Origin of the sequence: Streptomyces sp. NBC_01454 (assembly GCF_036227565.1) — a bacterium.
Classification (GTDB): Bacteria; Actinomycetota; Actinomycetes; order Streptomycetales; family Streptomycetaceae; genus Streptomyces.
The window spans coordinates 2,094,403-2,110,647 of sequence record NZ_CP109460.1; the positions used below are offsets into that span (position 1 = coordinate 2,094,403).

Genomic DNA, 16,245 nt, shown 5'->3' on the forward strand with positions numbered 1-16,245 from the left:
CACCTCACGAGCCCAGCTGCAGACCTTCCGCGGCCGTCTCCACCATCCCCATGCCGAGTCTGCTGACCCGTACGGCGAACGGCTGCTCGGCCACGCTCAGGCCGGTGAGCTGTAGCGCACCGAGCGGGGCGGTGCGCAGGGGCCGCAGGGACACCGTCCCGCCGGGGACATCGGGGCGCAGACCGGCGAGGGCGATCAGTATGTGCACCGCGCCGGCCGCCGCCACGGCCGCGGGGCGGCAGGCCGCCGGATGCGGTACGGGAATGCCGCCGGCGGTGCGCTGCTCCCCCGCGTACATCTCGGGGAGGCGGTGCGCAAAGCTGTCCGCCGCGTCGAGGATGCCCCTGGTCAGGGCGCCGGCTGCCTGCTCATGACCCGCCGCGGCCAGTCCGGCGGCGGCGATCGCCGTGTCGTGGACGCGCACCGCGCCGCTGCGGTGGCCGAACGGGTTGTAGCCGCTCTCCCTGGTGCCCATTGCGCGCAGGCCCCACCCGGAGTCCATGGCGGGGGTCTCCAACGCCCTGGCCAGCCGGTCGGTCTGGGTGACGTCCAGCAGGCCGGGAGCCGGATTCCCGCCGCCGAGCAGCCCGGTGTCGAGGAGGTGGACGGTGGTGGAGCCGAGGTGCGGGACGGGCCGCCCGTCGGCGGTGAGCAGGGCGGCGGGGCGGCCGCCGGCACCGTCCTCCCACCAGAAGTCCGTGCGGAACCGGGCGCGCAGGTCGGCGGCCCAGTCGCGCAGTGCCGCCGCCTCGGACGATCCAGAGGCTTCGAGGAGGTCGGCGCCCAGCAGGGCCGCGCGATGGGCATGGGCCTGGGTCTCGCAGCGGTACGGTCCGCCGGGCGCGGGGTCGGGAACGTAGCCACCGCGCTTGCCGGCCGGTGAGTCGGTGACCGTCCTCAGCCACCTCAGGCAGCGCTCCGCAACGGGCAGCAGCCGCTCCGTCTCGTGGTCGGGAAGCCCCCAGCGGCGGGCCTCCGCGAGGACGGTGGGGAACAGAAGGGTTGCTTCGATGCCGGTGCAACTCGGCGGGGCATGCGGTCCGGCGTCCCGGAGCGGTCCGGGAATTCGGCCGAAATCCGCCCCTGGTGCGGCTTGTTGAGTTCGCGCGAGCACCCGCAGCGTGCCCGCCGCCAGCCGGGTGCCCAGGGGCAGCAGCATCCGGGCGGCCCACAGCGCCTCGACCGGTGCAAGGCCGCAGCGCCAGGGGAATCCGCCGGCCACGAAGGTGTCTGCAGGGGCTGCCGGGTCACGCATCACCAGGCCGTGGAGATCGTCGAGGGCAGCTGCCATGAGCGCGTCGGCCCGGTGGTCGTCGCATTCGAGGCGGGCCGTCGTCCAGGGCCTCGGTGGCCGGGCGCTGCGGGTGCGTGCGACGCCCGGTCCGGTGCGCGGGCCCGGGATGAAGGCTGTGCCGGAGCGCCGCTGACCTGCTGGTCCGGCGCTGTCGTGCTCGAGTCCGGTGTGCAGCTCGATGGTGCTGCGGCCGCCGGGTGGCAGTTCCAGTTCCCAGCGCAGCAGGCCCGCTGAGGCGAGCGCGTCCTGGGGCGCGGGGGACGCGGACACCACCGCATGCACATCGGACCCGGACCAGCGCAACCCGGAGCCATGGACCGCGGCTCTCAGCTCCGGACCGGGCAGACCCACGGCGATGGTTCCGAGCTCTGCGAGGTCCGTACCCAGGCGGATCTCGACCGGCAGCCGGACGGGTTGCGACATGCTGCTGTGGAAGGTGATCCGTTCGGTGCCGTCGGCGGAGCGCAGTCGTTCCACGCGGATGTCCGGGTCGGGTCCGCGCGCTCCCGCCCTGTGGATCACCCCGAGGAACCGGGCCCGGTCCGCGCCGTTCAACCGCCCCTGGACGACGAGTGGTTCGTCGCCCGCGACCCGGAGTTCGCAGCGGGAGAGGACCCGCCGTCCGTCGCGATAGAAGCCGTCCATGCCCTGGCCGGTCAACTGCCCCGAGGCCGGCGACACCGCCAGGGCGGGGAGGGCCACACAGACGAGTGAGGAGTGGACGGGCTGCGGTTGCGGGGGCCGGGGCGGTGCCGGGCGTCGCTCGCCGGGCGGCCGATGAGGCTGATGAGTGAGGGGGACGATGCCTGGCACGCTCTGCGCTCCCTGGTGAGGTCGGGGCTTCGTACGGCCTACGCCACTCAGGTGAACGGCCCGGCCGGCGCCCAGGTCACGCCAGCCGCGCAGCCATGTCGTGTTCACCGCCGGCTCCGGTCGCCGTCCCGGCCGGTCCGGCGCCTGCCGCGCCCGTCCGTCGAACGGGTGCCCGGGCCCGTGCTGCCGCGTGGTCCGCGGGGGCGGCGGGCCGGTCCGGGACGTGCCTGCCCGGGGCGCCTGGCCGGCCGTCGTGTCTCCTCGGTGGTGGACGCGGAGCCGGCGTCGGGCGCGGGCTCGCCCTGGGCGGTGCTCACGCCCTCTTGGTGCTGCTCGCGCAGGCAGCGGCGCAGCGGCTCCGGATCGAGGCCTTCGTTGATGGCGCGGTGCAGCAACTGGGCGAAGGTGTACTCGGGGTCGAGCGACAGGGCGCAGCTGAGGGCGACGCGTGCCGACGGTCCGTCCTCGGTGGACCAACAGACCCAGCCGGCGAGGGTGAGCGGCGCCACCGCGTGCTCCGCATAGCCGCCGGCGCAGCGGCGGGCGAGCGCGCGCCACAGGCGCAGGGCCGGCGCGGCCGCTGAGCCGTCCATCCACTCCGCCGCCCGGTCGCGGGTGACGCGGTCCTGGAGGCCCAGGATGAGGTCGGCGGCCTCGGCATCGGTGATCAGCGCATCGTCACAGGCGTCCCGGGCACGGTTGCTGCCAGAGGGGGTGTCCTGACGGAACCGGTGGATCATGGCTCCGGCCAGTTCGAGGGTGCTGTGCCGCACGGCCGCCGCACCGTCCCGCTCGAGCATGCGCGGCACCAGCGCGCCGGCCGCCGCGTCCAGCGTCTTCTCCTGTTCCGCGGCCCGCCTGCCGGTCCGGGGCGTCAGCCGGGCCTCCATCGCCTTGAGCGAGCCGCGCACCTGCATGCCCGCGTAGGCGGCGGCCGCGGCCATCACCGATGTGCCGGGCATGACCATGGGAGTGCCCTCGGCGGGACAGCACCGGAAGTCGGGGCAGCAGTAGGACCAGAAGCGGCCGTTGGACAGGCACAGGGCTTCCAGGACCGGTACGTCGAGCGCGCCGCAGGCCGTACGCAGCCGCTGGGCGAGCGGGCGGAGCCGGTCCTTGACGTCCTTGCCGCTCTCGCCCTCCGCGGGCTCCTGGCAGAGGTAGACGAGGATCGCCTCGGGCCGGGCGTCACGCTTCTTGCCCGCGGAGACCAGACAGTCGGCGAGCTGGTCGGCGACATCCGGCCACTGTGCGGTGTCGGCGGGGATGCCGAGCCGGACCCGGCCGCCGAAGCGCCCGCGGTCGCCGTGCAGCGCGATCAGAACCACGCTGTCATCCGGATAGAAGCCCATGAGGTACGGCAAAGCGTCGGCGAGTTCGGCCGGGCTGCGCAGCGTGACCTGGGCTTCGGCGGGCGGTGGCGGGACCGCGTCGGCGGGCGCGGAGGAGGGCGAGGGGCTGGAGGGAGTGGGCGAAGTGGACGGGCTCGAGGTCTCGGCGGGGTGGGTGGGGAGGGAAGGCGTGGCAGGGGTGGTGGTGTTCGCGGAGTCGATGGGGCGGGAATTGTCTGCGGAGCGGGCGGGCGGGGTGGGGTCGGATGCGCGGTGCGGGTCGGCAGGGGCCGGCGGTTCGGGCGGGCGGGGAGTGTTCGAAGGGGTCGGGGCGGCGGGCTGAGCGGCGGAATCGCTGTCGGTGGTGCGCTTGCTCGGTTCGCTGTGCGGATTCATGGCTCGAAGATCTCGCGGCGGGCCGCCGCGCCGCGACCCCTGTGGATAACTCGCGGGCGAGCGAGTTATCCACAGGTTCGGGCGGGGGTTCGCGCATTGTCAGTGGCATCGGGTTGCATGGAGGCATGAGCAACGATGATCTGCGTGCCGCCGCCGATGCCGTCCTGACCCGACTCGTCGGGGATCCCAGCGGCGAGGCCAGGCTGCGTGAGGATCAGTGGCGGGCGATCGAGGCGCTGGTTGCCGACCACCGCCGCGCGCTGGTGGTGCAGCGGACGGGCTGGGGCAAGTCCGCGGTCTATTTCGTCGCGACGGCGCTGCTGCGCGAGCGCGGCAGCGGGCCGACCGTGATCGTCTCCCCGCTGCTCGCGCTGATGCGCAATCAGGTCGAGGCCGCCGCGCGGGCCGGGATCCGTGCGCGCACGATCAACTCCGCCAACACCGAGGAGTGGGACACCGTCCAGGCCGAGGTGGCGGCCGGTGAGGTGGATGTCCTGCTGGTGAGCCCCGAGCGCCTCAACAACCCCGACTTCCGTGATCAGGTACTGCCCAAGCTCGCGTCGGCGACCGGTCTGCTGGTGGTCGACGAGGCGCACTGCATCTCCGACTGGGGCCATGATTTCCGGCCGGACTACCGGCGGCTGCGCACGATGCTCGCCGACCTCCCGCCCGGTGTGCCGGTGCTCGCCACGACCGCCACGGCCAATGCGCGCGTGACCGCCGATGTCGCCGAGCAGCTCGGCACGGGCGAGGGCTCCACCGAGGCGCTGGTGCTGCGCGGGCCGCTGGACCGGGAGAGCCTGAGCCTGGGCGTGCTGCCGCTGCCGGACGCCGCACACCGGCTCGCCTGGCTCGCGGACCATCTGCACGAGCTGCCGGGCTCGGGAATCATCTACACCCTCACGGTTGCCGCCGCCGAGGAGGTGACGGCCTTCCTGCGCCATCGGGGGCACACGGTCTCGTCGTACACCGGTAAGACGGAGAACGCCGACCGTCAGCAGGCCGAGGACGATCTGCTCGCCAACCGGGTCAAGGCGCTGGTGGCGACCTCCGCGCTGGGTATGGGCTTCGACAAGCCCGATCTGGGGTTCGTGGTGCATCTCGGGTCGCCGTCGTCCCCCATCGCGTACTACCAGCAGGTGGGCCGGGCCGGCCGTGGGGTGAAGCACGCCGAGGTGCTGCTGCTGCCGGGCCGCGAGGACGAGGCGATCTGGAAGTACTTCGCGTCGCTGGCCTTCCCGCCCGAGGAGCAGGTGCGCCGGACCCTGGACGTGCTGGCCGCCGCCGGCCGGCCGGTGTCGCTGCCCGCCCTGGAGCCGCAGGTCGAACTGCGCCGCTCGCGCCTGGAGATCATGCTCAAGGTGCTCGATGTGGACGGCGCCGTGCACCGCGTCAAGGGCGGCTGGACGTCCACCGGCCGGCCATGGTCGTACGACACCGAGCGCTATGCGTGGGTGTCGCGTCAGCGCGAGGCCGAACAGCAGGCCATGCGGGAGTACGCCACCACGGCGGGCTGTCGGATGGAGTTCCTGCGGCGGCAGCTGGACGACGAGGCCGCGGTGGCCTGTGGCCGCTGCGACAACTGCGCCGGGGCACGGTTCAGTACCGAGGTGTCCGCCGCTGCGCTGGACGCGGCGCGCGGTGAGCTGGGGCGCCCGGGGGTGGAGGTGGAGCCGCGGCGGATGTGGCCGACGGGGCTGCCGGCCGTCGGTGTCGACCTCAAGGGGCGTATCCCCGCGGGCGAACTGTCCTCGACGGGCCGGGCCCTGGGCCGGCTCTCCGACATCGGGTGGGGCAACCGCCTGCGGCCGATGCTCGCACCGCAGGCACCCGACGGCCCGGTGCCCGACGATGTGGCCGCCGCGGTGGTCACCGTGCTCGCCGACTGGGCCAAGGGACCGGGTGGTTGGGCCTCGGGCGCGGCCGAGGCACCGGCCCGCCCGGTGGGCGTCGTCGCGCTCTCCTCGCGCAGCCGCCCGCAGCTGATCCGGTCGCTGGCCGAGCGGATCGCCGGGGTCGGCCGGATGCCGTTCCTGGGCACGGTGGCCTCGGCGGACGACGGTGCCGAGGGCAGGATTCCGCGCAGCAACAGCGCACAGCGGCTGCGGGCGCTGCACGGTTCGCTGAGCGTGCCGCCGGAGTTGACGCAGGCCCTGGCGTCGGCGGGTGGCCCGGTGTTGGTGGTGGACGACTACGCCGACACCGGCTGGACATTGGCCGTGGCCGCCCGGCTGCTGCGCCGGGCGGGCGCGGAGGGGGTGTTTCCGCTGGTCCTCGCCGTTCAGGGCTAGGAGCGGTACGGCACGGGCGACGCCGCGACGGGGCAAGTACATCGGTGACTTTCCGAGGCATTCCCGGCACCGGCGGGAATTGCTCGTTGCCGCATGCGTGTACGACGGGAAGAATTGGAATGCTTCCCCGTACCGGCCGTCCGTGGGCAGGCCGCGCCGTGCCGTGGTGCGCCTCCGTACCCGGTCACCGCCCGACACGTGGACGCCTGACGAAGGGAGGAACATGACCTTCGGCTTCGCTCCGCCCCCGCATGTGTCCTTGCCCGTGTCCGCCGATTCCGCCGCGCGCCTGGGGCGGATGCTCGTGCCTGCCGAATGGGCCTCGGCCGGGATCCCGCTGCTGCGCAATCCCCGTGAGGTCGTCGCCGATCTGCACGAGCGTCATCGCCCGGGGTCGTCGACGGCCATCGTCGCGGTGCTGGACACGCAGGACCGGGTGACGGCCAGCGCCTCGTTCACCGAGCTCGCGGCCGTGCCCGACGGCTGGGAGTTCCGCAATGTGCTGCTGGCGCATCTGCGCCGGGTGATCCCGCACGATCTGCGGTTGCGGGCCCCGGTCCGGACCGCGGTGCTGCTCTACTGCCGTGAGGGCGAGCCCCGTTGGACGGAGACGGACGGGGCGTGGATGTGGGGGCTGCGCGATGCCTGCACCCTGCACGGGCTCCGCTGCGGGGCGTACATCACGCTGACCCCGGAGCGCTGGCAGGTCCTGGGAGAGGTCCGGGGCGGGCGCCGTCCGCGGCCGCCCTCCGCGGGTCTGCCGGTCCCCGAACCGCGCCGTCCGGAGACCGGGCGTACGGAGGCGCGCCGTCTGACGGCAGCGCGGCCGGAGGCGCCGCGCACCGGCACGAACGCTGCCGTCCTGCAGAACCGGCCGTTTCCGCGGCGCGCGGGCGGCACCCCGGAAGCGCACCGGCACACGGCGGCGCGCTGAGGCGGCCCGAGCGGGCACACCCTTGGTTCTCGCACACGAGGCCAAGGGCGGGCACCGTCACGGGGAACAGGCCGTACCGCCTGCGGCCATGCATGGCACCCGCGCACCACGGGCGCGCGCACGCAAACGAGCCCGACGGCCTTGAGGGACCGACGGGCCGTTGCGAGCCGGCAGGGTCAGGCGGGGACGCCGAGAACAGCCGTGATCCGCTCCGGGTCGCCGCAGACGATCAGCAGCGCTCCGGCACGGGCCATCGCGGCCGGCAGCGCCGTCCCGGTGGCCTCGTCCGAACCGCCGTTGACGGCGACGACCACGACGGGCCGGCCGGTGGCGCGCTCGGCAGCCGCGTCCGCGTAGAACACATCGTCCGCGGCATCGTGTTGGGCCCAGTACGAAGCCTCGCCGAAGGAGAGTTCATGCGCGGCCCACGGGTGGGTTTCGCCGGTGGTCAGCACCAGGATTTCGCCCGGCGTACGCCCGGAGTCCAGCAGCAGGTCGACGGCCTCGTCGGCGGCGTCGACGGCGCCGTCGGCGGGTGCCGGGATCAGCTGGAGCTGCGCTCCCGCGGCGGTACCGGTCGTGCCGGCCGGCGGCTGCGGGGAGCTGGTGCGCTGTGCCGGCGGAGCGGCGACAGGCCCACGCGGCGGGGCAGCAGGTCCGGGCTTGCCCGGACGGACGCTGGCCACCGGAGCGCCACGCGGAGGCGCGGGGCGGGGACCGGGGCCAGGAACAGGACGGGGGGTCGGCGCGGTGCGGCCGGCGGCCGCAGTTGCGCGGGGACCCGGGACACTCTCGTGAATCTGAGGCTCCTCGGGGATGAGAGGCATAAAGGGATGTCTATCAAACGTAAGTGCGGAACACGTCATCGGGTACCGAATTGATGTCCGCACCGCTCAGAAATCGAAGCCGAGTTGGCCACCGGCTTCCAGAGCGGCTGCTTCGGGGGTGATGCGCACCTTCTTCAGATGCCGCCACCGGGGCAGGGCGTCCATGTAGGACCACGACACTCGGTGGTGCGGCGTGGGACCGTACTCCTCCAGGGCAATGCGATGGGTCGGCGAGGGGTAGCCTGCGTTGGCCGCGAAGTCGAAGTCGGTGTAGGCCAGCCCCAGTTCGGCCATCATCGCGTCGCGCCGCACCTTGGCGATCACGGACGCGGCGGAGACCGCGATGCAGGACTGGTCACCCTTGATGACCGTGCGGACCCGCCACGGCGCGCCCAGGTAGTCGTGCTTGCCGTCGAGAATGACCGCGTCCGGCCGGACCGGCAGCGCCGCCAGGGCGCGGACGGCCGCGAGCCGCAGTGCCGCGGTCATGCCCAGCTCGTCGATCTCCTCGGGCGAGGAGTGCCCGAGGGCGTATGACGTGACCCATTCGCCGAGCACTTCGCACAGTTCGGTGCGGCGCTTGGGAGTCAGCAGCTTGGAATCGGTGAGTCCGTCGGGCGGCCGGCGCAGACCGGTGATCGCTGCGCAGACGCTGACCGGACCGGCCCACGCTCCGCGTCCGACCTCGTCGATACCTGCAACGATCTTGGCGCCCGTCGTGGCGCGCAATGATCGCTCGACGGTATGGGTGGGGGGCTCGTACGGCATGGCGCCAGCAAGGTTACGCCTATTCGGCTCAGCCGTCCGCACCGGATCCCGACCCGGCGGAAAACGATATCCGTGCAGGTGCGGGCGGGGACGGGCCGGTACTGCCGGTACGGGGTGTCCGGAGGCCCGCGCAGGGTGCGTCACACGCCGCGCTCCCGTGGGCCGCACACCACCGCCGGCGCCGAATTCACGGCCCGCAGCCGCCCGTTGGAAGGGGACCGGGCAGACGGAACCTGCCGCGGACGGCCGGGGCGCGGCGGGTGCGAAGAGTTGCGGACGGCCGGCTCGCGGCGTGCGAGCGGAGCCACGGTGTGGCGGTGATCAGTCGGTGAGGGCGGGGGCCCAGGAGGGGAGGGATTCGGTGCCGGCCAGCCATGCCTCGGGCGGGGCGCCGGCGCGACCGGCGGCGACGATGCCGCCGACGATGGCGCAGGTGGTGTCGACGTCGCCGCCGGCATGGGCGGTGGCCCAAAATGCGCGCTCATAGTTGCCGAGATGCCGGGCGGCGGCCCAGAGGGCGAAGGGCACGGTGTCGTGGGCGCTGGTGCGTCGGCCGCAGCCCAGCACGGCGGCGACGGTGCCGGAGTCGGCGTAGTCGAGCATGTCGCGTGCCCGGCGCAGACCGGCCTGTACGGCGCTGCGCGGGATCAGCGCCAGCACGTCGTCCAGCAGCTGCTCGGGGCCGAGGTCGCGGGCCGGGTCGGCCACCAGGGCCGCCGCGGCGGCAACGGCCATGGCGCCGACGACGGCCTCGCGGTGCTGGTGGGTGGTGTAGGCGGAGATCTCGGCCTGGTGGGTGGCCTGCTCGGGGTCGTCGGCGTACCAGGCGCCGAGGGGAGCGATGCGCATGGCGGCTCCGTTGCCCCATGAGCCCTGGCCGTTGAAGAGCCCGGACGCCAGCTCCCGCCAGTCGCCGCCCTCGCGGATCAGCCGCAGCATGCGGTTGACCGCCGGACCGTAGCCACGGTCGAAGTCGTGGTGGTCGGCGAAGGAGCGGGCGAGCGAGTCCTGGTCGATCCGTCCATGGGTCGTGAGCACGGCCAGGACGGAGCAGGCCATCTCCGTGTCGTCGGTCCACTGCCAGGGGCCGGGAGGCAGCTCGCGGCGCTTGAGGGAGGGGTAGTGGGCGGGGACGAAGAACTGCGAGCCGAGGGCATCACCCACGGCCAGTCCGCGCAGGCTGGCCAGGGCCCGCGCACGGCGGTCTGCGTCACGGTGGTCGAGGGTCATCGGTGTGCACTCTAACCGGTGACCCCGTAAGGCTCCGGTTTACACCAGCGATCGAAGGGCCGGTCGAGGGTGTAGCGGCCGTTCTCGCCGAGCAGCAGGGTGCGCCGTTCCGCATTGCCCGGATTGGACAGCGACTCGAAGTCGGCCACGGTCCAGTGGAACCAGCGCATGCAGAACAGTCGCATGGTGAGCCCGTGCGTGACGATCAGGACGTTCGGCGGGTGGTCCGGGTCCTCGAAGCTGCGCCACAGACTCTCCAGGAACGCGCCGACGCGGTCGTAGACGTCCGCTCCGGACTCGCCCTGGGCGAAGCGGTAGAAGAAGTGCCCGTAGGCGTCCCGGTAAGCCTTCTGCTGCCGCACGTCGTCGCGGTCCTGCCAGTTCCCCCAGTCCTGCTCGCGCAGCCGGGGCTCCTCGCGGACCCGCACCCTGCCGGGATCGAGGCCGAGCGCCCGGAAGGTCTGGTGGGTGCGGCGGTAGGGCGAGACATAGGCGGAGACCCGCTGGTCACCGAACATCTCCCGCAGGGGGCCGCCGGCCTCCTCCGCCTGTCGCAGCCCGGCCGGGGTGAGCGAGAGCGCATGGTCGGGCTCCCGCTCGTAGACGGTGTCATCGACATTCCCCTCCGACTCTCCGTGGCGGATGAGAACGATGCGTCGGGGCCGAGCCATGCCGCCAGCGTAAATCGCCTGCTGTGGGCATGCCGCACCCCGGCTCCGCCACACGCCGAGTTCGCCGCGGCCCGATTTCGCCTCGGTCCGATTTCACCCCGGTCCGGCTCCGCGATGATGCGTGCGCCAAGATCCGGACACCCGACCCGGACACCGCTCCCCCCAAATCTGATGACGCACCCAATCAAACGCAACCCCCGTTGCGTTACGATGAGCATGGCACGGCCCGCCCACTAACGCAACAGGAATAGCTTTTGACTGACGACGCAGCGAACGACGACCGGCACCCGGCCGGCGACTCCGCGCCCGCCCCCGGCACCCGGCGCCCCGGCGGCCGCACGGCCCGTACCCGCGCCGCCGTCCGCGACGCCGTACTGGCCGGTCTCACCGAGTACGGCTATCCGGGCCTGACCGTCGAATACGTCGCCGAACACTCCGGTGTGCACAAGACGACGCTCTATCGCCGCTGGAAGGACGTCGAGGGCCTGGTGGTGGATGCCCTGGATCTCGCGGGCGAGGACACCTGGACGCCTCCGGACACCGGGTCCCTGGAGGGTGATCTGCGCGCCCTGGCCCACGAGGTCGTCGCGTCCTTCGCCGACCCCGCAGTGGCCGCGTCGGGCTCCGCGATGATCGCCGCCGGCTTCCAGTCGGAGCGGGCGGCCGCGGCACTGCGCGGCTACTACGCCGAGCGGTTCACGCGCTGCGAGGCCATCGTCGAACGTGCCGTTGGGCGTGGGGAGCTGCCCGCCCCCCCGGACGCCGCGCCGGGATCACCGGCGGACACCCCGGCACGCGCCGCCTCCCGTGCCGGCGCCGCGAGCGTCATGATCGACGCCGGTGCACTGGTCCGCTCGGTCTCCGCGCCGCTCTTCTTCCGCCTGTTCATCACCCGGGAACCGGTCGGGGCCGCGCAGGCCGACCAGGCCGCGGCGGCCGCCCTGGCCGCAGCCCGCGCCGGGGCGTTCACCACCGACGGCGCTGCCGACAGCGCCACCGGCTCCACGCACGGCACGGACCCCTGAAGACGCCGTCCCTCATACCGTCCATGACGGCTCGAGCTCGACCACGTCCCCCGCGATGGCCCGGACGTCCGCGGCTATCTGGGCCCGCAGCGCCAGCCGCTCCACCCGCTCGGGCCGGTACTTCCCCCGCTCGGCCGCCGACTGCCACATCGACAGCACCAGGAACTCCTCGCCCGGAGCCCGCCCCAGCATTCCCCGCTGCATTCCCGGTGAGCCCGCCATGGCCGGGTTCCAGACCTTCTCCTGCATCAGCATGAAGTGGTCCACCCGGTCCTGATACACCTGGCAGTGCGCCAGCCGCAGCACGTCCACCTCGCCGAACGACGGACGGAAGCCCACCTTCACGTCGAACTCGTGCTCAAACAGGCGTACCTGGGCGTCCTTGTAGGTGCCGACCTGGGCGGCCGCCAGCCGGTCATGCGAACGCGCCATGAAGGAGTCGTAGAACGCCCGGCTCTCCCAGAAGGCGACCAGATGCGCGACCCCCGGCCGTCCCCGGCTCCACCCTCCGCCCTGCCCTCGGAACCCCGGCTCACCCAGCAGCCCCGCCCATTTCCGCTGCCCCCGCTCGAACCCACGACGGTCCACGACGGTGAGGCGAATCCACTTGACAAGCACCGCGCCATCGTACGGCCCGTGGGCGAACCGGAATCACTGCGCGTCACATTCCGACCACCCCGAACTTCCATGCGGACACCGGCCCGTGGACGTGTGCCGGCGCTCGCCGCCGCGTCGTCCCGGCCGCTCGCGGCCCCGATCCTCCGGTGGACGCGACGGTCAACCGAACGCCCCACGGGAGCCCCTCCGGTTCCGCCGGGCAAGGACGTCATCCGGCGGCCGAGCCGGGACCCGGAGGGCGCTTTTCAGCCACCCGCGACTGCTTCATCTCACCTGCCACCAGGGAAAGTTGCTTCCGCCCAGGAACCGGCGAGCGTGGCACGATGGTCCACCAACGGGAAGTCCTGGAAAGTGGTCCGCGTCCTCCTCGCGTGGCCGGGCCGCGTCTCCGGGAGATGAAGGAGGGGAAGCCCGGTGAGCACGCTCAACAAAGGCATCGAAAAGGTTGAAGTCACACTGAAGTGGGACCCCAGTCCCATCGGAACACCGGACAACGACCTCGACATCGTCGCGGCCACGTACACGGCCGACGCGCCGCACGGCGACCCGGCCTATCTGGTGGCCTTCGACAGCCGGTCGCCCGACGGAACCATCACCCTCAACCGGGACAGCAGGACCGGCCAGGGGTTCGGCGCCGACGAGATCATGACGCTGGAACTGGACCGGCTGTCCGACGCCTACGGCCGGGTCCTCGTCGGAGTGGCCATCCAGCAGGGCGAGGGCCGCAAGGTCTTCGGAGACGTCCCGCACACCCACGTACGGATCCGCGAGGGCTACACCGCTCTGGCGGAGGACGATTTCGCCTCGGTGGCGGAGGCGACCGCCGCGACGGTGGCCGAATTCACCCGGGACGAGACGGGCAAATGGCGTTTCCGCCCCGGCCTTCGGGGCTTCGACGCCGACCCGGATACGTTCGTCTCGGTGATGGGGCACTGAACGGGGCGGCGTTGACGCTCCCCCGCACAGCGACGGCGTGAGCCGGCCCGCTCCCCCAAGGGCGCGCCGGACGCGCGGCACGCCGGCTGAGCGTTCCCCGGCACGCACGACGGAGGGGACCGGCGCCCGGCCGGTCCCCTCCGTGCTTCCCCGGGCCGTCCCGGCCCGGGCGGGAGGCCGCGCGGGAGGAGTCCTCCCGCGCGGCCGCCCTCCTGCTCAGCTGCAGCCGCTGGTCGATCCGCAGCCCTCGCACAGGTAGCAGCTGCCGGCCCGCTGCATCTTCGTCCCGCAGGAGAAGCACAGCGGGGCGTCGGCGTTGATGCCCAGCTGCATCTCGACGAGTTCGGCGTTGGTGTGCGCCTGCTGGGGAGCCGGCGCGGCGGCATCCTCGACGATCTTCACCGCCGGGGCGGACTCCTGGGCCGACTCGATCTGGCGCGGCGCCGACTGGGCCAGGCCCTCGACGTCGACCTCGTCGCCGGACGGCTCGTACGAGCCGGTCTCCAGGTGGCGCTGGCGCTCCTCGACGGAGTGGATGCCGAGCGCCGAGCGGGTCTCGAACGGCAGGAAGTCCAGCGCCAGGCGGCGGAAGATGTAGTCGACGATCGACTGCGCCATCCGCACGTCCGGGTCGTCCGTCATGCCGGCCGGCTCGAAGCGCATGTTGGTGAACTTCGAGACGTAGGTCTCCAGCGGCACGCCGTACTGGAGGCCCACCGACACCGCGATGGAGAAGGCGTCCATCATGCCCGCGAGGGTCGAGCCCTGCTTGGACATCTTCAGGAAGACCTCACCGAGACCGTCGTCCGGGTAGGAGTTGGCGGTCATGTAGCCCTCGGCGCCGCCGACGGTGAAGGAGGTGGTGATGCCGGGACGGCCCTTGGGCAGGCGCCTGCGCACCGGGCGGTACTCGACGACCTTCTTCTCGGCGACCGGCTCGGCCTTCTTCTCCGCTTCCTTCTTCTTGGCGGAGAGCGGCTGGCCGACCTTGCAGTTGTCGCGGTAGATCGCCAGCGCCTTCAGGCCGAGCTTCCAGCCCTGGAAGTAGACGTCCTCGATCTCCTCGACGGTGGCCGACTCGGGGACGTTGACCGTCTTGGAGATCGCGCCGGAGAGGAAGGGCTGGGCCGCGGCCATCATGCGGACGTGGCCCATCGGGGAGATGCAGCGCTCGCCCATGGCGCAGTCGAAGACCTCGTAGTGCGCCGGCTTGAGGCCGGGGGCGTCGATGACATTGCCGTGGTCGGCGATGTGGGCGACGATCGCCTCGACCTGCTCGGGCTGGTAGCCGAGCCGCTTGAGCGCCTTGGGGACCGTGTTGTTCACGATCTGCATGGAGCCGCCGCCGACCAGCTTCTTGAACTTGACCAGGGCCAGGTCCGGCTCGACGCCCGTGGTGTCGCAGTCCATCATCAGGCCGATGGTGCCGGTCGGCGCGAGCACGGAGGCCTGCGCGTTGCGGAAGCCGTTCTTCTCGCCCAGGCGCAGCACGTCCTGCCAGGCCTCGGTGGCCGCCGCCCAGACCGGGGAGTCCAGGTCGTCCATGCGCGTGGCGACACCGTTGGCGTCGGAGTGCTGCTTCATGACGCGCTGGTGGGCGTCGGCGTTGCGGGCGTAGCCGTCGTACGGGCCGACGACCGCGGCGAGCTCGGCGGAGCGCTTGTAGGAGGTGCCGGTCATCAGGGAGGTGATGGCACCGGCCAGCGCGCGACCGCCGTCGGAGTCGTAGGCGTGGCCGGTGGCCATCAGCAGGGCGCCGAGGTTGGCGTAGCCGATGCCCAGCTGGCGGTAGGCGCGGGTGGTCTCGCCGATCTTCTGGGTGGGGAAGTCGGCGAAGCAGATGGAGATGTCCATCGCCGTGATGACCAGCTCGACGACCTTGGCGAAGCGCTCGGCGTCGAAGGACTGGTTGCCCAGGTCGTCGTCGCGCAGGAACTTCAGCAGGTTGAGCGAGGCGAGGTTGCACGAGGAGTTGTCCAGGTGCATGTACTCGCTGCACGGGTTGGACGCGGTGATCCGGCCCGTCTCCGGCGAGGTGTGCCAGTGGTTGATGGTGTCGTCGTACTGGATGCCGGGGTCGGCGCACGCCCAGGCGGCCTCCGCCATCTTGCGGAAGAGCCCCTTGGCGTCGACCTCCTCGATGACCTCACCGGTCATCCGGCCGCGCAGCCCGAACTTCGAGCCGGCCTCGACGGCCTTCATGAACTCGTCGTTGACCCGGACCGAGTTGTTGGCGTTCTGGTACTGGACGGACGTGATGTCGTCGCCGCCCAGGTCCATGTCGAAGCCCGCGTCGCGCAGCGCGCGGACCTTCTCCTCCTCCTTCACCTTGGTCTCGATGAAGGCCTCGACGTCCGGGTGGTCCACATCCAGGACGACCATCTTGGCCGCGCGGCGGGTGGCGCCGCCCGACTTGATCGTTCCGGCGGACGCATCGGCGCCGCGCATGAAGGAGACCGGGCCGGAGGCGTTGCCGCCGGAGGAGAGCAGCTCCTTGGAGGAGCGGATGCGGGAGAGGTTCAGGCCGGCGCCGGAGCCGCCCTTGAAGATCATCCCCTCTTCCTTGTACCAGTCGAGGATCGACTCCATGGAGTCGTCGACGGAGAGGATGAAGCAGGCGCTGACCTGCTGCGGCTGCTGGGTGCCGACGTTGAACCAGACCGGGGAGTTGAAGCTGAAGACCTGGTGGAGCAAGGCGTAGGCCAGCTCGTGCTCAAAGATCTCGGCGTCCGCCGGGGAGGCGAAGTAACCGTTCTCCTCGCCGCTCTTGCGGTACGTCATGACCACGCGGTCGATCAGCTGCCTGAGGCTCGACTCACGGGTCGCAGACCCCACCGCGCCACGGAAGTACTTGCTCGTGACGATGTTGACCGCGTTCACCGACCAGAAATCGGGGAACTCGACGCCACGCTGCTCGAAGTTGATCGAGCCGTCGCGCCAGTTGGTCATGACGACGTCACGAGACGCCCACTCCACCTCGTCGTACGGATGCACGCCGGGTGTGGTGTGGATGCGCTCGATACGCAGACCCTTGCTCGCCTTGCTGCCCTTGGCGCGGGAGCCTCGTGCCGGGCCGCTCGTCGTCTCTGTCATTCCGCCTCCCTGTATACG

Annotated in this window: 11 protein-coding genes and 1 pseudogene; 4 read left to right on the forward strand and 8 right to left on the reverse strand. The window is 72.1% G+C overall.

The window, feature by feature from the left end:
• Positions 1-4 precede the first annotated feature (4 nt).
• Entirely contained in the window at positions 5-1,996 is a 1,992-nt protein-coding gene (locus tag OIU81_RS09070) for a glycogen debranching N-terminal domain-containing protein (protein WP_329145659.1), read from the reverse strand.
• Between the two features lie 215 nt (positions 1,997-2,211).
• Positions 2,212-3,834, reverse strand: coding sequence for a DUF4192 domain-containing protein (locus OIU81_RS09075; protein ID WP_329145661.1), 1,623 nt, complete (start codon positions 3,832-3,834; stop codon positions 2,212-2,214).
• A gap of 125 nt (positions 3,835-3,959) precedes the next feature.
• On the opposite strand from OIU81_RS09075, the gene OIU81_RS09080 reads away from it, so the two are divergent.
• On the forward strand, positions 3,960-6,125 hold the full coding sequence (locus OIU81_RS09080; RefSeq protein WP_329145663.1) for a RecQ family ATP-dependent DNA helicase: 2,166 nt from the start codon (positions 3,960-3,962) through the stop codon (positions 6,123-6,125).
• A 223-nt stretch (positions 6,126-6,348) separates the two neighbouring features.
• Positions 6,349-6,951 (forward strand): annotated as a pseudogene (locus tag OIU81_RS09085) (hypothetical protein); the annotation flags it as partial.
• A 284-nt stretch (positions 6,952-7,235) separates the two neighbouring features.
• Here the strand turns inward: OIU81_RS09085 and OIU81_RS09090 are convergent.
• From OIU81_RS09090 to OIU81_RS09105, 4 genes are all read right to left on the reverse strand, one after another.
• Positions 7,236-7,886: a hypothetical protein gene (locus tag OIU81_RS09090; protein WP_329145666.1), complete on the reverse strand. Its 651-nt coding sequence runs from the start codon at positions 7,884-7,886 to the stop codon at positions 7,236-7,238.
• A 66-nt stretch (positions 7,887-7,952) separates the two neighbouring features.
• A complete protein-coding gene (locus tag OIU81_RS09095) occupies positions 7,953-8,654 on the reverse strand; it encodes a ribonuclease HII (RefSeq protein ID WP_329145668.1) in 702 nt (233 codons plus the stop codon).
• 321 nt (positions 8,655-8,975) lie between these two features.
• Positions 8,976-9,884 (reverse strand): ADP-ribosylglycohydrolase family protein, encoded by a 909-nt coding sequence (locus tag OIU81_RS09100; protein WP_329145669.1) that lies wholly within the window; start codon positions 9,882-9,884, stop codon positions 8,976-8,978.
• 11 nt (positions 9,885-9,895) lie between these two features.
• Positions 9,896-10,555 (reverse strand): histidine phosphatase family protein, encoded by a 660-nt coding sequence (locus OIU81_RS09105; RefSeq protein ID WP_329145671.1) that lies wholly within the window; start codon positions 10,553-10,555, stop codon positions 9,896-9,898.
• 254 nt (positions 10,556-10,809) lie between these two features.
• Here OIU81_RS09105 and OIU81_RS09110 point away from each other — a divergent pair, with 254 nt between their 5' ends.
• Complete coding sequence (locus OIU81_RS09110) at positions 10,810-11,580, forward strand: TetR/AcrR family transcriptional regulator (protein ID WP_329145672.1); 771 nt, start codon at positions 10,810-10,812, stop codon at positions 11,578-11,580.
• Positions 11,581-11,592: 12 nt separating this feature from the next.
• On the opposite strand, the gene OIU81_RS09115 is transcribed toward OIU81_RS09110, so the two are convergent.
• A complete protein-coding gene (locus OIU81_RS09115; RefSeq protein ID WP_329145674.1) occupies positions 11,593-12,198 on the reverse strand; it encodes a YdbC family protein in 606 nt (201 codons plus the stop codon).
• A gap of 414 nt (positions 12,199-12,612) precedes the next feature.
• Between OIU81_RS09115 and OIU81_RS09120 the strand changes: the two genes are divergently transcribed.
• Positions 12,613-13,134: a TerD family protein gene (locus tag OIU81_RS09120; protein ID WP_329145676.1), complete on the forward strand. Its 522-nt coding sequence runs from the start codon at positions 12,613-12,615 to the stop codon at positions 13,132-13,134.
• 216 nt (positions 13,135-13,350) lie between these two features.
• Here OIU81_RS09120 and OIU81_RS09125 read toward each other — a convergent pair whose 3' ends face one another.
• The gene (locus OIU81_RS09125; RefSeq protein WP_329145678.1) at positions 13,351-16,227 is read right to left on the reverse strand and encodes a vitamin B12-dependent ribonucleotide reductase; all 2,877 of its coding nucleotides are present in this window, start codon (positions 16,225-16,227) and stop codon (positions 13,351-13,353) included.
• Positions 16,228-16,245 lie beyond the last annotated feature (18 nt).